This window comes from Yersinia sp. 2466 StPb PI (genome assembly GCF_041538325.1).
Taxonomy (GTDB): domain Bacteria; phylum Pseudomonadota; class Gammaproteobacteria; order Enterobacterales; family Enterobacteriaceae; genus Yersinia; species Yersinia enterocolitica_E.
This window is the reverse complement of record NZ_JAULSL010000001.1, coordinates 2006093-2026926: the sequence shown is the minus strand read 5'-3', so window position 1 is coordinate 2026926 and position 20834 is coordinate 2006093. Positions and strand designations below refer to the sequence as shown.

Sequence of the window (20834 nt, the reverse complement as noted above, 5' to 3'; positions counted from 1 at the left end):
TTAACGCAGGTTAACCAGAGTTTGTAAGATCTGATCCTGAGTTTTGATGGTCTGCGCATTGGACTGATAGTTACGTTGCGCCACAATCATATTCACCAGTTCTTTACTCAAATCCACGTTAGAAGACTCCAACGCGCCACTGGTCAAGGTGCCGAAACCACCACCACCGGCGGTACCGAGGATCGGGTTACCGGAAGATTTGGTTTCTTTCCAAACGTTATCGCCTTCAGGAGACAAACCTTCAGGGTTAGAGAAGTTAACCAGCACAATTTGGCCAAGCAGTTGGGTCTGCTGGTTTGAATAAGTGCCGACAACTGAGCCATCGTTGTTGATCTGGAAGCCGGTGAACTCACCTGCGGCATAGCCGGTTTGGTTTTGAGTCACAATACCGTCAGTACCGGTATTTTGCTGCTTGCTGCCCGCCACATTCAGCGCGAAGGTTTGCGCCGGGGCACCATTCACCACCGCCATAGGGACAGTCAGATTGAAGTCAGTGGTACTGGCAGCACCCGCGCCATTTTTCACGCTTTTCAGTGCGCCATTGGTATCAAATACCATCGTTCCGCGCAGAGAGGCAGCGGCAGGGTCAGCAGGGTCAAAAGGTTTAGTCGCATCGGCCAATGTCCCGCTGCTGTCCTTGGTATAGACATTCCAGCTATTACCATTGACGGCATCTTCAGCGGTTTTCACATAATACACATTGATAACGTGGCGGTTACCCAGGCTATCGTAGGTGGTCATGTTATTCACAAAGCTGTAAGTATCTGGCTTTTGCGGATCAAAGGTTGCGCTAATAACATCATGGGTTGAGGTCAGGTTAGCGACCATATTGCCCGAGGTGGTGGCTTTCGCGGCAATCATATCCTGAGGAATCGACAGGGGTACCGGGTTTGCCCCTTGCTGTATGGTAGGAGGAGTTCCTGTTGCCGGATAACCGGTCAGACTCAGCCCTTGCATGTTAACGATGTTACGGTTTTCATCAAGTTTGAACTGGCCGTTACGGGCAAAGTACACACCGCCGCTGCTATCTTGCATGCGGAAGAAACCACTCTGGCTGATGGCTAAATCCAAACGGCGGTTGGTGGTGGTTGGCGTACCGTCGTTAAAGTCTTGAGTAATCCCGGCGACTTTAACCCCCATACCGGTCTGTGAACCTGCGAACATATCGGCAAAAGAAACTGAGCCGGCTTTAAAACCTGATGTCGCCGAGTTGGCGATATTGTTACCGATCACATCCAGATTGCTGGATGCTGCGTTCAAACCGCTGACTGCTTGAGAAAAGCCCATTTTCTTCTCCGTTAGATTCGGGGTCCGTTAAAGACCTTGAGCATTGATGACATATCAAACGCTATTTAAAAATTAAGGTAAGTTTTTTCAATTAGTTAACTCACCGTGGTGTTTGTTTGGTTACTGCTTAAGACTGATCTCTGACCTACAAAATCTGACGGACTTTATCCATGGTGATAGTCCCCGCCAGGCCCAGATCCAGCTTGGAACCGTCACTGCCACGGGTCACACCATTAACAACCGCATAGCTCAGCGGAGTAGCAACCAGTGATTCGCTACCACTGCTGGCGGCGATCGTCACGGTGTAAGCACCATCTGGCGCATTACCGCCCGCTTCCAGTGAACCATCCCAGGTAAAGGAGTGGACACCTGCTGACAGGCCACCGATTTCAATGGTGCGTACTGCCAGACCATTGCTGTCGCTGATGGTTGCCGTCACTTTGTCTGCTGAACGTTCTAACTCAACACCAAATGGCGTAGTAGTGACGGTGCCATCTTTACTGCCTGCCAACACCGTGGTGCCAGGGATCATCACGCCGTGGCCAATCAGGCTACTGGCTTGCAGCGACTGGCTGCTATCAATCTGCCCGGAGATGGAACCCAGCGTAGTATTCAACTTTTCAATGCCGCTTACGGTGTTGATTTGCGCCAATTGCGTTGTCAACTCGTTGTTTTGCATTGGGTTAGTCGGGTCCTGATTCTTTAACTGGGCAACCAGCAACGTCAGGAAACTGTTCTGCAAATCCTGACTGGTGCTACCGCTACCGGTGGTGGAATTGGTCCCGCTAGTGCTGGTAATACCGTAATCGCTATCGGTCAGGGAATTGGTAATGGCCATGTATACAAGCTCCTGTTATTGACCCAGTGTTAGCGTCTTGAGCATCAGAGATTTAGTGGTATTAAGCACTTCAACGTTGGCTTGATAGCTACGCGAGGCCGAAATGGTGTTAATCATTTCCCCTGTTACATCAACGTTGGGCATGCGGACATAACCCTTGGCATCAGCCAGCGGATTACCCGGCTGATACACCAAACGATCCGGTGCGGGATCGTCAACGATTTGTGATACACGTACCCCGCCGGTTTCCTGCCCTGGTTGAGCCGCTACCTGAAACACCACTTGCTTGGCACGATAAGGCTGACCATCCGGGCCGGTAACGCTATCGGCGTTGGCCATGTTACTGGCGCTGACGTTCAACCGTTGCGATTGGGCTGATAATGCCGAACCGGCAATATCAAAAATATTCAGTAAAGACATACGTCTTATCCTTGTTGTAACACTGACATCATCCCTTTGATCTGGCCGCCAAGAACGGTCAAATCGGTCTGATATTTCAGGCTGTTATCGGCAAAATTAGTACGTTCACGATCCATATCAACCGTGTTACCGTCCATCGCCGGCTGGTCTGGAACCCGGAATAAAAGGTCAAGGTCAGGTGGCGCAACGGTGCTTGCCGGGATATGACGGGCTGACGTTAAACTGAGCGACACCCCTGTACCTGTGGCACGGCCTTGCTCCATCACTTTTTTCAGTTGGCTGGAGAAATCAATATCACGTGCCTGAAAGCCGGGTGTATCCGCATTTGCAATATTGGACGACAGGATCTCCTGTCGTTGCGCACGCAAGTTAAGCGCCTCTTGTTGAAAACGCAGAGCACCGTCCAGTTTGTCGAGCATAGTCCCCCCGCAAGGTTAGAATTTGGAGTCGACAGCATAAACGCCGTATAGGAAAGCCTATCGCCAGAATAAGAGCAAAATGCGTCGCTATTTGTCCCCTTAACCTCATCGCGCTACAGGTACACTAGTGTGCAAAAGAGGTGTGCCCTGGTATTACCTGGTTACACCGGCAGAAAGGAGATTGATGACAATGAATAAAAATGGCGTCATAAAGTTGGCTTGGGGGGTGCTATTGCTGAGTCAGACCGTCACTCATTCAGCGATAGCGGCAGATTTATCAACGCAGGTAAATCAATTCTTCCAACAGCAATACCCGGATAAAGAGAGTCAGGTTAAGGTGGTTATCAAAACGCCACAGAACCAATGGCCACAATGCGAAGTGCCAGAAATTACGCTGCCTGCCAATGCGCGCCCGTGGGGCAATATCAGTTTGTCCGTACGCTGTGAGGGGGTTCGCCGTTTTATTCAGACACAAGTGCAGGTTAGTGGACAATATGCTGTGGCTGGCCGCCAACTGGCAGCTGGTGAGAAAATTGCCGTGTCTGATATTCAGATGAAACAAGGCCGGTTGGATACCCTCCCCCCCGGCGCCTTGCTGGATTCACATTTTGCTCAAGGTGCCGTCAGCTTGCGGCAAATCAGTGCCGGCCAGCCGCTGACGCGCAATATGCTGCGTCGATTATGGGTCATTAAAGCAGGGCAAGAGGTGCAAGTTTTGGCACAGGGAGAAGGATTTAATGTTAACAGCAATGGTAAAGCGATGAACAACGCCGCCATACAGGATAACGTTCGGGTGCGCATGGCATCTGGCCAAATCGTCAGTGGCACCGTGGCCGAAGATGGCACAATTCGGATTATGTTATAGTGATTAAAGTTTTTTTAACCTTTGCCGATAACTCTGGTATGCAGTTATTTGCGGGTAGCACAGTGACAATCCCGCCTTTCTTTTTGTTAAAAGATAAAAGTCTCGCGGGTCGATAAACGTCAATCCCGCTATAGAGGGAGCAACACAACATGAGTATTGATCGCACTCAACCGTTATTACCGGTATCGCAAGTGCAGCCACGGGAAACCAGTGACATTGCGCAGCAGATGCGTAAGCCTTCTGCCCAAACAAAAGCACAGGTGAGTGGTACTGAGGTTAAATTAAGTGATGCGCAGGCAAAACTGATGCAACCGGGCAGCCAGGACATCAACGTAGAACGTGTAGAAACCTTAAAACAGGCTATCCGTTCAGGTCAACTAACGATGGACACCGGTAAAATTGCCGATGCTCTGTTAAAGAATGTCGCGGATGATCTGAGAAATAGCTAAACATAACAAAAGTCATTAACCCTAGAACAATCGTTAACCGCAAAACAGTCGTTAACCGTAAAAGGATACGTGGTGGTGGAAAGACTACAGACCAATTTGGACCAGCAACTGGAACTTCTCGAGTCACTGACGACTGTGGTAGCACAAGAGCAGCAATTACTCTGCTCCGGTCGGATTCAAGGTGTCGTGCTGCAAGGTGTGACGGAACAAAAAAGTTCAATACTGGCCACCTTGGCTTATCTGGATCAAACCCGGCTCACCACCGAAATTGCGGCCAATATACAGGCGCCTTATAGCGAGATTCAAGAGTTGGCAATACGTTGGCAACGTATCTTGCAGTTGGCTGAGAACCTTCAGTACAGTAATTTGCACAATGGATTATTGCTACAACAGCATATTGAGCATAATACTCAGGCGCTGGCAGTATTGAATACCCGCCACGGCCAGTCACTATACGGGCCAGATGGTCATTCTAAAGGTGCCAGTCTACTGGGCCGCAAGATCGGTATTTAAAACCTCATCCCTACGGATATAAACCGCCGCTCAGTCGAGGCTTATATCCGTACCGTTCCTCCGCGTTAATTGACTCGTGCCCTCAATGCTTTCTACCTACTTAAAAAATGAGTTTTCCTGTTTTTCTCCGATGTTTTAGTCTGCTGAAACTGAGCAAATGTGCTTAGTTTCAAGGAGGAGATATGAAAAAAAGGTATGTAAGTCTGCTACTGGGGTGTTTTTTTTGCGGGGCGGCAGCACTGTCAATGAGTCAGGCAGTGCAGGCCGTTGAGACCAACAATCAGCTCGAACATCCGGTCTATTTCTGTATGACTTGCTATTACCCCTTCGTCTGGTTTTAGCGATAATTGACCAGCACCTGATTGCTGATCACTTGCAACGGCGGGTTGACTCGGCCTTTACCGGCAATAAAGTAAACAAACCTCAGTTGAGTTGCTGCCGCCTCTCCCGCCAGTCCCCGGCTCTGTCCGCTGCCACCCTCAAGTGGCATACAACGGGTCGGGGTGCATAATTTAACCTGTAACCCCTCTGGCGCTGTCGACATTAATTGGTAGCGCCAGCCAACCGACACGATGCGCGCATTTTCCTGCGCCAGCGCTACCGGTGGTTGCAGTACCGCCGACGAGGTAGCTACCCCGCGCAAACCCTGCGTAACCCCAATATCGTCCGCCACCCAAGTGCCTGAAGCGACAGCATTCAACGGCAATACACATACCGGAAGTAGTGTAGCCAACATTAGGGAGAGACGAGTTAGCATCAAGCAGCTCCTATCGTTGATGTCATACGGATCTGGCGATTATCGCCAATTTCCAGATTAGACAGCACCACCATCTGCGGCAAACTGCGGCGCAAGAAACGGGCTAAAAGTGCCCGCAGTGCATGGTTAACCAGCAACACCGGCGGTGCACCCAGCATCTCCTGACGTTGCAGCGCTTGTTTAGATTGATCCAACAAACGGTCAGCCAGACCTGGCTCCAGACCACCCCCACCTTGCAGCGCCTGTAGTAACAAACGCTCTAATGCCGCATCCAGCCCGATGACCTGAATCTCGCCGGTTCCTGGGAACCATTGTTGCGCAATGGAGCGCCCTAACGCCACTCGAACTACCGCTGTTAATTCGTAAGGGTCGGTCTGGTTTGGCGCATGTTCAGCCAGTGTCTCAATAATGGTGCGCATATCGCGAATGGATACCCGCTCCATTAGTAGATTTTGCAGTACTTTATGCAGCGTGGTTAAGGTGACGACGCCGGGAATGAAGTCTTCCGTCAGCTTCGGCATCTCTTGCGCAACTCTGTCCAGCAATTGCTGGGTTTCCTGGCGGCCAAACAGTTCGCTAGCAAATTGGCTAATCAGATGGTTTAGATGGGTCGCCACGACGGTGCTGGCCTCAACCACGGTAAAACCTTGAATCTGCGCCTGCTCACGTAATGCACTTTCAATCCAAACCGCCGCCAATCCGAAGGCGGGATCATGGGTGGCCTCACCGGGTAACGAGCCAACCGCATTGCCGGGGTTAATGGCTAACCAACGGCCGGGATGAGCTTCGCCACTGCCAATCTCGACCCCTTTCATTAATATCCGATAGTTTGCTGGCGGCAGTTCCAGATTATCTCTGATATGCACCACCGGTGGCAGGTATCCCATCTCTTGAGCAAACTTTTTACGAATACTGCGAATCCGCCCCAACAGCTCACCATTTTGCTGGAAATCCACCATCGGAATCAGGCGATACCCCACCTCCATACCCAGCGGATCTTCCAGTTGAACATCTGACCAGGTCGCTTCAGTGGCTTGTTGCTGGTCTTGCACCACCGGTGATTCTGCCACCATCGGTTGCTTCATTTGCTTACCACGTAAGCGCCAGGCTAATGCCAACAGTGCGCTGGTGAATAGCAGGAAGACAAAGTTAGGCATGCCAGGCACCATCCCCAGTAACCCGAGGACACTGGCACTCAGCACCATCACGCGTGGGTTATTAAATAGCTGGGTGACCATTTGCTGGCCAACATCCTGGTCGGTACTGACGCGGGTCACGATAACGCCCGCCGCCGTCGAGATAACCAATGCCGGGATTTGTGCTACCAAGCCGTCACCAATCGTCAGCAAGGTATAGGTTTCTGCTGCATGGCCCACCGCCATGTCGTGCTGAAGCACCCCGACCAGTAAGCCGCCGACCACGTTAATCACCATGATCAGTAACCCGGCAACCGCATCACCACGAACAAATTTACTGGCCCCATCCATTGAACCGTAGAAGTCAGCTTCTTGCGTAACATCGGAACGGCGTTTTTTGGCTTCGTCTTCACCAATCAAGCCGGCATTTAAGTCGGCATCGATCGCCATCTGCTTACCGGGCATACCATCCAGAACAAAGCGCGCCCCCACTTCGGCAATACGCCCCGCCCCTTTGGTGATAACCATAAAGTTGATTATGACCAAAATAATAAAGACCACGATGCCGATGGCAAAGTTGCCACCAACCAGAAAGTGACCAAACGCTTCCACCACACGGCCCGCAGCCGCCGCACCGGTATGCCCATCCATCAGAATGATACGGGTGGAGGCGACGTTTAGCGATAAACGCAACAGCGTTGAGAACAACAGAATGGTTGGGAAGGCGGCAAAATCCAGCGTGCGTTGGGTAAACATGGCAACCAACAGCACCATAATGGACAGCGCGATATTAAAGGTAAACAGCAAATCAAGGATGAAGGGCGGCAGCGGCAGCACCATCATCGACAAGATCATCAGGATAAGAATTGGCCCGGCAAGGATTTGCCACTGCGTATCTTTAAAATTGCCCGGTAAACGTAGCAGGGCGGCCAAATTAGCCATTAGTCAGTCTCACTCTCTGTTGCAAAATCCAGTGCTTCCGGCACTGGCAGATGTTCAGGTTTTTTCGGGATTAGCCCGCCTTCCCGTTTCCAACGCTTCAACTGGTATACCCAGGCAAGAACTTCTGCCACCGCGGCATAAAGGGTGGCTGGAATATGTTGGCCTACCTCGCTGTGCCGAAACAGTGCCCTGGCCAGCGGCGGCGCTTCTAATAACGGAATACGATGCTCTGCACCTAACTCGCGGATACGCAGTGCCACTGCGCCAGCACCTTTCGCCAGCACCTTGGGTGCACTCATTTTTGCTTCGTTGTATTGCAAGGCAACAGCATAGTGGGTTGGGTTGGTCACTATTACATCAGCTTTAGGGACATCAGCCATCATTCGGCGACGAGCCATAGCCCGTTGCTGCTGACGAATGCGCCCTTTCACATGTGGATCACCTTCTTGATCTTTGAATTCATCACGTATCTCTTGTTTGGTCATACGTAATTTTTTAATGTGGCTGGTTATTTGGAAAAACACGTCGAATCCGACCATCGGGGTCAGGCCTAATACCACCACCAGTCCGCAGAAAATAATCAAGTGGACAGCATCACTTAAAGCCGCCACTGGCGGGGCTGCCATCAACCGCATCATATCTGGCCAGTTATGCCAGAGGAATATTCCCGTGACCCAACCGACCAGCGTGGCCTTGAGGATGGCTTTCAGCAATTCGGCCAGTGCCTGAGAAGAAAACATACGCTTTAAGCCCGCAATCAGACTCATCCGCTGAAAATCGAACTTGATGGATTCTCCGCTGAACAGCACCCCACCTAACAGCATCGGTACTGCTAGCGCCACGATCACCAATCCGGCAAAGATGGGCAGTAATGCCATCATCGTTTGACTCAGCAGTGTCCCTATTTGGCGCAACATTTGCTTATCATCGCTGATAATGCCATGGTCAAAATGCAGTCCTTGGGCAATCATCGCCGCCAGTTGGCGAGCCATCGACTCCCCAGATACCCACAGGATCGCCAAACCGGCCCCGAGCATCAGCATCGAGGTCAGTTCGCGCGAACGCGGTATTTGGCCTTTTTCGCGAGCCTTCTCCAGCTTGTGGGCTGTGGGTTCCTCGCTCTTTTCCGCGTCGCTATCTTCAGCCACAGCAGGTTTTCCTGTTCAGCGTAAGCGTTCCCATATCAGATAATTAGGAAATAAAAAATTGCTGTCTAGCATGACAAATATTCAGCAAGGTTATGGATGGAACAAAGCAGCAATTAGGGGGTTATTTCTCGGATGAATACATCATGTCAGGCTCAGTAGCCTGTTGGGGGACTGGCTGTCGTCAAATTTGATAGCCAGGAACGTCTACAGCCAGTGATAGATGAAGGAAAAGGGATGAAGAACACGATCAGCCGCAACGCCAGGAATAGCCGGTTTTAAATGAGATTATCACGACGATAAATCCAGAGAGAAATAATGGCAGATGAGATATCCCCTCACCTGCCTATTATGGTCGATCAGTCGGCTTAGAAGCCTAAACTGTCTAGCAGATCATCAACTTGATCCTGGTTGGCAATAACACCAGCACCATTCTTATCCAGTTGTGGCCCATTGAGTAGACTGTCAGCAGATTTTTGCGGTTTAGATGGCATATCTGGGATATTTTCCATCAGTACCATTAATAGCTGCTTCTCAATCTCTTGCACCACATCCATCATGCGTTTGATAACCTGACCGGTAAGGTCCTGGAAATCTTGCGCCATCATGATTTCCAACAATTGTGCATTGGTAAATGAGGTATGTTGCGGTACGACTTCCAGATATTCACGGGTATCAGTGACCAGAGAGCGGGCATCTGACAGCTCGACAGGATTAGCAAACCATTCGTCCCAACGAACTTTAAGCGCCTTCGCCGATGACTCCAGCTCATTTTGGCGCGGCTGTGCTGCCTCAACACAGTTCAGTGCTCTTTCTGCGGCCTGAGCCGTCATATGAACGACATAATCCAGTCGATCACGCGCATCTGGAATGGCTTCCGCAGCCTGTGCAATCGCCTGATCAAGACCTAATTCGCGCAGGCTGTCGCGTAACATCCGCGTCAATTGGCCAATGCGGCTTATTATATCACTGGCCGATGCCGCATCTGTTGCGGGCATTTGATGGTTACTCATCTCGCCTCCTTACATACCCAACTTTTCAAAAATCTTATTGAGCTTCTCTTCCAAGGTAGCGGCAGTGAAAGGTTTCACTACATAACCACTGGCACCTGCTTGCGCTGCTGCGATGATATTCTCTTTTTTCGCTTCGGCGGTTACCATCAGAACCGGCAAAGTACCAAGAGCACCATCGGCACGGATAGTTTTCAACAGGTCCAGGCCATCCATATTCGGCATATTCCAATCAGAAACCACAAAATCAAAGCCACCCGCACGTAATTTATTCAATGCGTCGACGCCATCTTCGGCCTCTTCCACATTGTTAAAACCCAGCTCTTTCAGCAGGTTTCTGACAATACGACGCATGGTCGAAAAATCGTCTACCACCAAAAATCTGAGATTCTTATCCGCCATACCAACTCCTAAGGTTTGTTGCTCACCGCTGAGCGATTAACTATCAACGCCCGATTTCCACCGGAAAATGTCTACTAAATTCGCAGGGCTTGACCACTGCTAATCTGCGCCAACATACGCTGGCTTATCTGGTTCAAATCCAGAACTTCATTAACGCCCCCCATACCAATCGCTTCACGCGGCATGCCGAAAACCACACAACTGGCCTCGTTTTGCGCGATGGTATAAGCACCGGCGCGATACATCTCCAACAACCCGGCCGCACCATCATTGCCCATCCCCGTCAGGATAACCCCCACGGCGTTACGCCCGGCATACTGCGCCACTGAGCGAAATAGGACATCAACCGAGGGACGATGGCGATTAACCGCCGGCCCGTCATGAATGCGAACCTGATAGTTCGCCCCACTACGCGCCAGTTCCATATGCCGATCGCCGGGAGCAATATAGGCATGCCCCGGTAAGACCCGCTCACCGTCTTCTGCTTCTTTCACAGTGATTTGACACAGCTTATTAAGTCGCTCAGCAAATGAACGGGTAAAACCCGGTGGCATATGCTGAGTAATTAACAGTGCCGGGCTGGTCGGTGGCAACGGCTGTAATACCATACGGATAGCTTCTGTCCCCCCGGTAGAGGCACCAATTGCAATTAACTTTTCACTACTGAGCAGTGGTGTATGCGTAAGCATAACCGGCGCGTTTTCTGGGCCGCGCTGCGGCAGGCGAGCTTTAGCAGCCGTACGGATTTTCTCCGCAATCAACTCACTGTAAGCCAGCATTCCCTCTCTGATCCCAAGCTGAGGTTTGGTAACAAAATCAATCGCTCCCAACTCCAACGCACGCATGGTTATCTCAGAGTTCTTACCGGTTAATGATGAGACCATCACTACCGGCATCGGTCGCAACCGCATCAGCTTTTCAAGAAAATCCAAACCATCCATCCGCGGCATTTCGACATCGAGCGTCAAAACCTGCGGATTGAATTTTTTGATCAAATCACGGGCAACCAACGGATCGGGAGCCGTTGCAACCATTTCCATGTCCGGGTGACTATTAATAATCTCGGTCATTAGTTGGCGCATCAATGCAGAATCATCAACGCACAATACTCTGATTTTACTCATCACCTCTCCTTGGTCAGCCCATAAACGGTCTGCCCGCGCAAATAGAATTCCCGACTAATTTGACTGAAATTCTCCGAGTGGCCTGCAAACATCAGACCACCTGGTTTTAGCAAAGGGACAAAGCGACGCAGAATGCGCTCCTGCGTTTCTTTATCAAAATAAATCATCACATTACGACAAAAAATAGCATCAAACTGCCCGGGTAATGCCCACTCTGGTGCCAACAGATTGAGTTGCTGGAAATGGATCATATTGGCCAATTCCGGGCGCACTCGCACCATGCCTTGATGTGGGCCGGTGCCACGCAAGAAATAGCGTTGCATCTGTTGTGCCGACAATGAACGCAATTCATCTTGCCGATATACACCACTGGTCGCTTTTTCCAGTACTTGCGTATCGATATCGCTGGCTAACACCTGACACGAACCCGCTCTATTTCCCAACACATCACACAGTGTCATCGCGATAGAGTACGGCTCTTCACCGGTCGATGCCGCCGTACTCCACACCGAATAGCTTCCCGGCCGCTGGCGGGCATGTTCAGCCAGAATCGGGAAATGGTGTGCCTCACGGAAAAATGCCGTCAGATTAGTGGTCAAGGCATTAACAAATGCCTGCCACTCTGCACTGTTCGGGTCGGTCTCTAGCAAAGCAAGGTATTGACCAAAATCGTTAATCCCTAGCAATCTCAGCCGCCTGACCAGGCGGTTATAGACCATTTCCCGTTTGTGATCGGCCAGTACTATCCCGGCTCGTTGATAAATAAGTTGGCATATGCGCCGGAAGTGAACATCCGGCAACGGGAGCCGTTGAATCATCTGAGTCAGGATCGACCCAGACTCTTGGGGCGATGGCTGTTTCATCGATGATGGTTTCATCCGGCCTCACCCCACAACAAAGTCTTCGTTACGCCGTTTGACAATCTGGAATTTCCTTAACAGCCGGTTGTTTACCACTGCCGTCTGCTGCCTGCCCCTCCCCGCTGTCGCTATCCTGCTCCAAACGAAAAACAGACACTGCATCGGAGAGCATACTTGCCTGCTCTTCGAGTGCGTTAGCCGCAGCCGCAGCCTCTTCCACTAATGCGGCGTTTTGCTGAGTGACCTGATCCATCTGTGTTACTGCCAGTGAAACCTGCTCAATACCTCGGCTTTGCTCATCCGAGGCGGAAGCGATTTCACCCATGATGTCGGTAACCCGAGTCACTGAGCGAACAATCTCTTCCATGGTAGTACCCGCATTTTCAACCAGAGTGGAGCCCTGGCGAACACGGCTGACCGATTCATCGATCAACCCTTTAATCTCTTTTGCTGCTTGTGCACTGCGCTGGGCCAGATTACGAACTTCACCGGCGACGACAGCAAAACCGCGCCCCTGCTCACCAGCGCGAGCAGCCTCAACAGCAGCATTTAACGCCAGAATATTGGTCTGGAAGGCAATACCATCAATAACACTGGTAATGGCACCAATCTTCTGTGAACTGGTGGCGATATCATGCATAGTTGTCACCACACTGCCCGTCAACTCACCCCCTTTGGCAGCGGTTGCTGATGCGTCTTTCGCCAGCAATGTTGCCTGACGAGCATTATCCGCATTCTGTTTGACCGTCGCGGTCAGTTGCTCCATGCTGGCCGCAGTTTGTTCCAGAGACGCCGCTTGCTGTTCGGTTCTTGCTGACAAATCATTGTTACCCGCAGAAATTTCCTGAATCCCCGTTAGCATTGCTTCAGTGCCATCTCGGACATGACTAACAGTGGTGATAAGCGACTGCTGCATGATGCGTAAACTGGCAAACATCTCGCTGATTTCATTACGCCCGGAGACATGAATCTGCGCTGATAAATCCCCCCGTGCGATGCGGTCAAAATGCGCGCGCATAATTTTCAGCGGCCTGACAAACATGGTGCGCAGCCAAACAAGCGACGAAATCGCCATGGCTATTACCATTACAATCGCCGCACCAAATATCCACATGGAGAGATGGTACGCCTGCTGGTTTTGGGTACCGGCCTCAGCAATCACTTCATTGGCATACTGCAAATACTGTAAAAAATCGGCTTCGAACAAATCCTGTGTTTTCTGGGTGGGTTGGTCCATAAAGCCTTGTAAATTACCGGCTTCCAGAAAATCGATTAGTTGTCGTAACGACGTCCGTAAGTTCTGATAACTGTTTTTAGTGGCATCCAACAATTCGCCACCGTTATCACTCTCATCAAGGCGTGGCACCGCAATAAACTGATTGAAGTAGAGGTCCGCTTTCTGTAATGAGCTGCGCGCATTGCCCATTAATGCGTTGACTTGCTCCTGAGGTACTTTGAGAGCCGAGCGCGTCCCCGCCCGGTTTAAGGTATTACGCGCCTGAAGCAAGGATACCCAACTGAGGCTTAATGCATCCCGTTGCTGGCTACTGAGATCCACCCGGTTCAAATTTTGGTAGTCTGAGCGAAAAGCAGTAAATGACAGACCACTTGAAATTAACTGTATCGAGCAAATTAATATCAGTAACAGGAAAAAGCTGGTAGAAATCCGAATTCGGCCAAACATCGTAACCTCTTCTCAGCCGGCTCATTGGCCAGCTTTATCTATTTTTGTTCACCCAAAATAATTGGAGTTGCAGGTAGGCAGCCAGCAAACGAACCCCGATGAGCTTACTCAAGTAAGTGATTCGGGTTCGTGAGCGCAGCTAACACCCCTGCAATTTCAAGTATGAAGGGTTGTAGGGGACTAGAAAGTTTCCCAATTGTCTTGCAGGTCACTTCCCAGTGTTTTTTTAGCAGTTCCGCTCAAATCCTGTGTCGGCTGCTTTATTTTTCTAACATCTCTTGTAGTACTACCGTTATCCATACGCAGAACGAATACAGACATGGATTGGGTTAACATACTGGCTTGTTCTTCCAGTGCGGCGGCGGCAGAGGCTGATTCTTCCACCAAAGAGGCGTTTTGCTGGGTTACCCGGTCCATTTCAGTGACCGCCTGACCCACTTGATCGATACCGCGACTTTGCTCATCGGAAGCAGAAGCGATTTCACCCATGATGTCGGTGACGCGGGTTACCGCATTAACGATATCTCCCATGGTTTCACCCGCACTTTCAACCAGTACTGACCCCATATCGACACGGCTAACCGAGTCTTCGATAAGGCCTTTAATCTCTTTTGCAGCTTGCGCACTACGTTGTGCCAGGTTACGTACTTCACCGGCAACAACGGCAAAACCACGACCCTGCTCACCGGCACGGGCTGCTTCAACGGCGGCGTTCAGCGCCAGGATATTGGTCTGGAAAGCGATACCATCGATAACACTGGTAATATCTGCAATTTTCTGTGAACTACCGGCAATCTCATGCATGGTTTGCACCACATTCGCCACCACTTTGCCACCTTTCTGTGCCGTTTCCGATGCACTTAAGGCCAGTTGGCTAGCTTGACGAGCATTCTCAGCATTCTGTTTCACTGTGGCGGTTAACTGCTCCATACTGGCGGCGGTTTCTTCCAGTGAGGCGGCTTGTTGTTCTGTACGCGCTGACAGATCGTTGTTACCGGCGGAAATTTCTGAGGCACCGCTATAGATAGCATCGGCACCTAAACGCACATCACTGACGGTGGTAATCAATTCAGATTGCATGTGTTTCAGGCTGGCGGCCAATGTGCCCATTTCGTTGCGGCTATGCACTTCGATAGTCTGCGTTAAATCACCGTTAGCGATATGTTTAATATGTTCTATCAAGTGTTTAAGCGGATTAATCAAGATGTGTTGCATGCCAAGCCAAACAACAATAATTACCGCGAATACCACAATCAGTACGGTAACAATCACCCCCATCGCGAAGCTAAATGACTGGTTGCTGTCTTCCACTGCGGAGGCATACAAGCGATCATTTTGTGTCAGGTAAGTGTTGTAATCCTGTTCAAAAGCATTTTGGAAGCTAGAGGTGGGTTGGTCGAAGAACTCATTGATCTTGCCAGCTTCCATCAATTGGATCAGTTCGGTTAACGCACCAAAATATTGGTCATAAGTCTGTTTTAATTTTTTAGCTGATTCGGCGTCTTGCTGGCTATCCAACGGGATCTGTTCGTAGCTTTTAAAACGCTCCGCCGCCACACCTAATGTCCCTTTGGCTGATGCCAACAGGTCATTCACCGTAGGGCCACTACCGGTATGATTCACATCCATCATGTAGCGGATGCCTGCGCGGTTCAGCGTATTACGGGTTTGCAGCAGATTTACCCAACTTTCATTCAACACCGACTGTTGCTGACGAATAACCTGTAAAACCGCAAAGTTCTCTTTGTCATTTTTCAGGGAATTGAAGAAAAGCCCGCCGGAAACGAACTGTAAGGCACCAAATAGCACTAACACCAACAGGAGGCTGGTGACCACTTTCATACGCTTAAACATGTTATCCCTTCATAAGTACGTCAAAACACAGGTACGCCAAAACATAGGACGTCTAATTAACTGTGTTATCGGCACTGGGAGGGGGAACTTTACCGGAGAGAGACATTATTTTAACGAGATGAGGATGAGTGTTAGCAGTTTGTTATTATCGAGGTGAAAACCGGCCTCATCAGGTTTTGGCCGGACAAGAACGGACCACGGTTTCGATGGAGAGCGGCGTGGTGATTGGTTCGGTTGACATGAGACAGGAGATCACCTGATCACTGAACGAATATCAACCGAAACCCGATAGGCAAATTAACCGAAACTTACCCTTTAATGACAGAGTCAATCAACGACATCTCTTCACTGCTCAACAGCTTTTCGATATCCACCAAAATCAGCATTCTTTCCCCGAGTGAACCTAAACCTGTTAGATACTCAGTTGCCAGAGTGACGGCAAACTCTGGTGCAGGACGTATTTGCTCATTGGTTAATGACAGCACATCTGACACACCATCAACGACAATACCCACCACGCGCTGATCAAAATTCAGTACGATCACTACGGTATTTTCGTTATAGCTCACACCTTTTTGTGCAAACTTAACCCGTAAATCAATAATAGGGACAATGACGCCGCGTAAGTTAGTGACACCTTTAATGAACGTCGGGGTGTTAGCGATACGGGTCACCTGATCGTAGCCACGGATCTCTTGTACTTTCAGAATATCAATCCCGTACTCTTCATCGCCCAGCGTAAAAATCAGGAACTCTTGTCCTACCGTTTCGCCAGCCAGCTTCGTGACGGTTGCTAGTCCTGCCATGTTTTTACCCTTCAATCAATAGGTTGAATTTATGTTTGTTTTCAGGACCGGAACACTCCGTGCCCTATACCTGTTTTCATACGGGTTCCATACAGGCTTCAATTGGTCCACCTGCTAGGCAGCGACCACATCATCAGCCGTTACACGCTTTTCCCGGTTTAATGCCTGCAAAGCCGACACATCAACAATTAATGCCACGCTGCCATCACCCAATATGGTTGCGGCTGAAATACCTGGCACTTTGCGATAGTTACTCTCGAGGTTTTTCACCACCACCTGATGCTGACCAATCAACTGGTCTACCAAGAGTGCATAACGACGCCCGGCACTTTGCAGAATCACAACGATGCCCTGAGTGGCTTCAGTTTTGGCGTTTTCAACATCAAATACCCGGTACAATTCAACCAAAGGTAAATACTCGCCGCGCACTTGTAATACCCGTTCACCGCCGGCTAGCGGGTGTAAATCTTCAGCCAAAGGTTGCAGTGATTCCATTACTGCATTCAATGGCAAGATGAAGACTTCATCACTGACTTTTACTGACATTCCATCAAGAATAGCTAGCGTCAATGGCAATAAAATACGGATTGAAGTGCCAAGACCGGCCTGGAAACTGACTTGCACATGGCCGCCCATCTCCTGAATATTTCGCTTAACCACATCCATACCGACACCGCGGCCGGAAACATCAGTGACTTGCTCTGCGGTGGAGAATCCGGGAGCAAAAATCAGCATCCCAACATCTTCATCGCTCATATGCTCATTAATGGCCATTCCTTGAGACTGCGCTTTTGCCAGAATCTTCTGCCGGTTTAACCCTGCGCCATCATCCAAGACTTCAATACAGATATTACCGCCCTGATGCTCTGCGGACAGCGTCAGATTCCCCACCGGCGATTTACCGGCAGCAATACGGGTTTCAGCATCTTCAATACCGTGGTCCAAACTGTTACGAACCAGATGGGTCAGGGGATCGATAATGCGTTCAATCAGGCTTTTATCCAGTTCTGTAGAACTGCCAAGCAGCGTCAGTTCGACTTGCTTATTGAGTTTACTGGCTAAATCGCGCACCAAACGAGGGAAGCGGCTGAACACATACTCCATCGGCATCATACGGATCGACATCACCGACTCTTGCAAGTCACGCGCATTGCGTTCCAACTGCCCCATACTATTGAGCAAATCACCGTTGATGACGGGATCCAGCGTACTGGAGCGCTGTGCCAACATTGATTGAGTAATCACCAACTCGCCCACCAGATTAATCAACTGGTCAACTTTCTCAACCGCGACGCGAATACTGGTTGACTCACTGGCTTTCGCTTTTGGTTTTACATGTTCCGGGCTGGTCGGTGCGGCAATAACACCCGTTTTAGAGGAACTGTTGGTTTCAGCCACTGGGGCCACCGCCGTTGGCGGTAATTCTGCGATAACCGGCGCCACTACAGCCACTTCAGCTGTAGCTTCTGGTTGCAATTCAGCGGGTATAAAACTGATCTGTTCCGGTTCCAACACAAAACAGAGCACGGCGCTGATATCATCTTCACTGACAGACGTAATCAGGGTGGCTTCCAGGCTATCAGCACTTTGATGTGGATCTTTAACTTCACCCAAATTGCCTAGCTCTTCCAACATCAGTGGGATTTCTTGCTCTTTCAGGCCAGACAAGCGAATGCGCATTCCCCCCTGAACCAATGCCGGTGACTTACCACCCACTTTGGTGTCAGTCATCACAACGCCATTCCCTTGTGCTACTGATGTGTTGGTACCTGTGCTTTGTTGTTCTAAAGCCTCTAATGCCAGTTGGCGCAATGCGTGGCAGATATACTCAAAGCTTTCCGCATTAGGTTCCTGAGAGGTTTTATAGGCGTCCAACTGTTCCTGCATAATATCTTTCGTTTCCAAAAACAGGTTGATGATATCAGTGCTCAACCGCATTTCATCGCGACGAGCACCATCCAACAGGTTTTCCAACAGATGGGTTGTCTCTTGTAATACCGTAAAGCCAAACGTCGCTGCACCACCTTTGATCGAATGAGCAGCACGGAAAATGGCATTGAGTTGTTCTTTATCTGGTGCCAGTGGGTCCAGCAATAACAAGTGCTGTTCCATATCTGCCAACAGTTCATCTGCTTCATCAAAGAAAGTCTGATAAAACGCGGTAATATCCATGCTCACGGTGTCACCTCTACTGTGCGTCGCGGCTTGTCGGAGAGACCGGTGCATTACTTGCAGGTGCCGCTGGCAACGATGTCGTTGGCCCAGTGGTTGCTGGAGTGATGCTCCCCGTGCTCGATTGTTGTGTTTGTGGTGCTGTTGCAGGCTGCGTTATCGTTTTCACAGGTGCTGCCGTTACCGGTACTGCCGCCGCCGATACTGTTACCGCCCCAGTCGCGGGTTGCCCGGTGGAGGTTGCCGTACCCGTTGGCGCTGTCGCAGCAGCAGGCGTCGCGGTTGGCACAGTCCCACTGGTCTCAAGCTGCTTTAAGCTCGCGGCTTTTTCTATATCCAGCGCTTTGTTATCTAAATTCTCATGCTCAATATCATGTTGCGTCTGTTTGTTCAGCACTAAAATACTGATTCGACGGTTAACCGGATCATCCGCTGCTTGCTCTTTCAAGCGCATCGTCGAGGCCATACCCACCACCCGCAGCACTTTCCCCTCATCCAAACCACCGGCGAGCAATTCACGCCGTGAAGCATTAGCACGATCAGCCGACAACTCCCAGTTGCTGTAACCTCGTTCGCCATTGGCATACGGCAGATCATCGGTATGCCCCGACAGACTGATTTTGTTTGGTATGTCATTCAAGATAGGGGCTATAGCACGTAAAATATCACGCATATACGGCTCTACCTGCGCACTGCCCATCTTAAACATCGGCCGATTCTGGCTATCAATAATCTGAATTCTTAACCCTTCTTCCATCATGTTAATCAACAGATGTGGCCGTAATGCTCTCAATCTCGGGTCAGATTCGATTAATTGATCCAGTTTTTCCCGCAACTTGTTCAGTCGATACTCTTCTTTGCGACTCTCTTCTGAATCGATGTGCTTGCGTACCTCGCCCACTTGCTGGGTGGGATCATCACCGCCCCCTGGAATCGGACTGGTACTGGCACTGCTCTTATCACCGCTGGTCAACGCTATTTTCAACGGTGTCCGAAAATACTCCGCAATTTGCGTCAGTTGCTGCGGGCTGGAAACCGATAGCAACCACATCACCAGAAAGAAGGCCATCATCGCTGTCATAAAGTCAGCGTAAGCAATTTTCCATGACCCGCCATGATGACCGCCACCATGCTTAGCTTTTCGCTTTCTAATCACAATAACGGGGTGGTTCTGATGCTTCATGCGTCCTCTTCTGTCGCTTGCGGTGCCGGCGCTTTCACTCTGCGTACATGCTCTTCCAGCTCAATGAACGATGGACGCTCAGTGGTGTAGAGCGTTTTACGACCAAACTCCACGGCAATTTGTGGCGCATATCCGTTCAGGCTGGAAAGCAGTGTCACCTTGATGCACTGCATCATTTTGGTGGTTTCTGCACTCTGTTGACGCAACAAGGTGGCCAAAGGTGAAATAAAACCATATGCCAGCAAAATACCCAGAAACGTCCCCACCATCGCATGGGCAATTAGTGCCCCAAGTTCTGCGGCTGGTCGGTCGGCGGAAGCCAGGGCATGTACCACCCCCATAACCGCAGCAACAATACCGAATGCGGGTAACGAATCCCCCACCATCGCCAAGCTACCTGCGGGAACTTCACATTCTTGTTCGTGAGTTTCTATCTCTTCATCCATCAGTGCTTCGATTTCAAAAGCATTCATATTTCCGCTAACAATTAACCGTAAATAATCAGTAATAAATTCCACTAATAACTTATCGGCCAAGATCCGAGGATAATTAGAGAAAATTTCACTTTCCCGCGGACTTTCTATATCCCGTTCCAGTGACAGCATTCCCTGTTGACGGGATTTAGCTAATAAACGGTAAAGTAACGCCATTAAGTCCATATACAGGACTTTGTTATATTTAGAACGGCGCATCAATTTTGGCATGACCTTTATTGTCGCTTTTATCGCTTTGCCGTTGTTACCCACGATAAATGCACCGATACCTGCACCGCCGATAATTAAAAATTCGGCTGGCTGATACAGTGCGCCAAGGTTGCCACCAACAATCATGTAGCCACCGAAGACCGCACCTAAGACCACGATATAACCCAAAATAACTAACACGCGACATCCTTAGCAAAGTGTGTGGGTGGAAGGTGAGGCGTTAGCACCCTTTGAGTGCAATGAATTGTCATTAACTGGCTACAG

The 20834-nt window shown here is 50.0% G+C and carries 20 protein-coding genes and 1 pseudogene; 4 read left to right on the top strand and 17 right to left on the bottom strand.

All coding sequences use genetic code 11. The annotated features are described in order from the left end of the window. The 4 genes from flgE to flgB all read right to left on the bottom strand — a co-directional run bounded on the left by flgE (position 1) and on the right by flgB (position 2964). Positions 1-1287, bottom strand: coding sequence for a flagellar hook protein FlgE (gene flgE / locus Q2T72_RS09145; protein ID WP_372569018.1), 1287 nt, complete (start codon positions 1285-1287; stop codon positions 1-3). Between the two features lie 145 nt (positions 1288-1432). Continuing rightward, entirely contained in the window at positions 1433-2125 is a 693-nt protein-coding gene (flgD, locus tag Q2T72_RS09140; RefSeq protein WP_083159159.1) for a flagellar hook assembly protein FlgD, read from the bottom strand. A gap of 15 nt (positions 2126-2140) precedes the next feature. Further along, entirely contained in the window at positions 2141-2545 is a 405-nt protein-coding gene (gene flgC, locus Q2T72_RS09135; RefSeq protein WP_005189321.1) for a flagellar basal body rod protein FlgC, read from the bottom strand. A gap of 5 nt (positions 2546-2550) precedes the next feature. Continuing rightward, positions 2551-2964, bottom strand: a complete 414-nt coding sequence (gene flgB, locus Q2T72_RS09130) for a flagellar basal body rod protein FlgB (RefSeq protein ID WP_083159160.1) — start codon at positions 2962-2964, stop codon at positions 2551-2553. A 184-nt stretch (positions 2965-3148) separates the two neighbouring features. On the opposite strand from flgB, the gene flgA reads away from it, so the two are divergent. From flgA to Q2T72_RS09110, 4 genes are all read left to right on the top strand, one after another. After that, on the top strand, positions 3149-3829 hold the full coding sequence (flgA, locus tag Q2T72_RS09125; protein WP_372569017.1) for a flagellar basal body P-ring formation chaperone FlgA: 681 nt from the start codon (positions 3149-3151) through the stop codon (positions 3827-3829). A 149-nt stretch (positions 3830-3978) separates the two neighbouring features. Beyond that, positions 3979-4278, top strand: a complete 300-nt coding sequence (gene flgM / locus Q2T72_RS09120) for a flagellar biosynthesis anti-sigma factor FlgM (protein WP_083159162.1) — start codon at positions 3979-3981, stop codon at positions 4276-4278. A gap of 72 nt (positions 4279-4350) precedes the next feature. Further along, positions 4351-4791 carry a flagella synthesis protein FlgN gene (locus tag Q2T72_RS09115; protein ID WP_083159163.1) on the top strand — a complete coding sequence of 147 codons (441 nt, stop codon included), beginning with the start codon at positions 4351-4353 and terminating at the stop codon, positions 4789-4791. 182 nt (positions 4792-4973) lie between these two features. Further along, positions 4974-5132: a hypothetical protein gene (locus Q2T72_RS09110; RefSeq protein ID WP_193784676.1), complete on the top strand. Its 159-nt coding sequence runs from the start codon at positions 4974-4976 to the stop codon at positions 5130-5132. On the opposite strand, the gene Q2T72_RS09105 is transcribed toward Q2T72_RS09110, so the two are convergent. From Q2T72_RS09105 to motA, 13 genes and pseudogenes are all read right to left on the bottom strand, one after another. Beyond that, complete coding sequence (locus Q2T72_RS09105; protein WP_083159164.1) at positions 5129-5548, bottom strand: flagellar protein FlhE; 420 nt, start codon at positions 5546-5548, stop codon at positions 5129-5131. The genes Q2T72_RS09110 and Q2T72_RS09105 overlap by 4 nt on opposite strands. Continuing rightward, positions 5548-7626, bottom strand: a complete 2079-nt coding sequence (gene flhA, locus Q2T72_RS09100) for a flagellar biosynthesis protein FlhA (RefSeq protein ID WP_083159165.1) — start codon at positions 7624-7626, stop codon at positions 5548-5550. Before flhA ends, Q2T72_RS09105 begins: the two co-directional genes overlap by 1 nt. After that, positions 7626-8774, bottom strand: coding sequence for a flagellar biosynthesis protein FlhB (gene flhB / locus Q2T72_RS09095; protein WP_083159166.1), 1149 nt, complete (start codon positions 8772-8774; stop codon positions 7626-7628). The genes flhA and flhB overlap by 1 nt, the downstream gene beginning before the upstream one ends. Positions 8775-9139: 365 nt before the next feature. Continuing rightward, positions 9140-9784, bottom strand: a complete 645-nt coding sequence (cheZ, locus tag Q2T72_RS09090) for a protein phosphatase CheZ (RefSeq protein ID WP_083159167.1) — start codon at positions 9782-9784, stop codon at positions 9140-9142. Between the two features lie 9 nt (positions 9785-9793). Beyond that, positions 9794-10183, bottom strand: coding sequence for a chemotaxis response regulator CheY (cheY, locus tag Q2T72_RS09085; protein ID WP_049605622.1), 390 nt, complete (start codon positions 10181-10183; stop codon positions 9794-9796). Between the two features lie 74 nt (positions 10184-10257). Next, complete coding sequence (locus Q2T72_RS09080) at positions 10258-11307, bottom strand: chemotaxis response regulator protein-glutamate methylesterase (protein ID WP_083159168.1); 1050 nt, start codon at positions 11305-11307, stop codon at positions 10258-10260. After that, on the bottom strand, positions 11307-12185 hold the full coding sequence (gene cheR, locus Q2T72_RS09075) for a protein-glutamate O-methyltransferase CheR (RefSeq protein WP_372558662.1): 879 nt from the start codon (positions 12183-12185) through the stop codon (positions 11307-11309). Before cheR ends, Q2T72_RS09080 begins: the two co-directional genes overlap by 1 nt. 28 nt (positions 12186-12213) lie before the next feature. Further along, complete coding sequence (locus Q2T72_RS09070) at positions 12214-13851, bottom strand: methyl-accepting chemotaxis protein (protein ID WP_083159169.1); 1638 nt, start codon at positions 13849-13851, stop codon at positions 12214-12216. Between the two features lie 302 nt (positions 13852-14153). Continuing rightward, positions 14154-15705 (bottom strand): annotated as a pseudogene (locus Q2T72_RS09065) (methyl-accepting chemotaxis protein); the annotation flags it as partial. 308 nt (positions 15706-16013) lie between these two features. Beyond that, positions 16014-16511, bottom strand: coding sequence for a chemotaxis protein CheW (gene cheW, locus Q2T72_RS09060; RefSeq protein WP_083159171.1), 498 nt, complete (start codon positions 16509-16511; stop codon positions 16014-16016). Positions 16512-16625: 114 nt separating this feature from the next. Continuing rightward, the gene (gene cheA, locus Q2T72_RS09055) at positions 16626-18683 is read right to left on the bottom strand and encodes a chemotaxis protein CheA (RefSeq protein WP_193784823.1); all 2058 of its coding nucleotides are present in this window, start codon (positions 18681-18683) and stop codon (positions 16626-16628) included. Positions 18684-18699: 16 nt separating this feature from the next. Further along, positions 18700-19866, bottom strand: coding sequence for a flagellar motor protein MotB (motB, locus tag Q2T72_RS09050; protein ID WP_083159173.1), 1167 nt, complete (start codon positions 19864-19866; stop codon positions 18700-18702). Further along, on the bottom strand, positions 19863-20750 hold the full coding sequence (motA, locus tag Q2T72_RS09045) for a flagellar motor stator protein MotA (protein ID WP_083159174.1): 888 nt from the start codon (positions 20748-20750) through the stop codon (positions 19863-19865). Before motA ends, motB begins: the two co-directional genes overlap by 4 nt. Between the last annotated feature and the right edge of the window lie 84 nt (positions 20751-20834).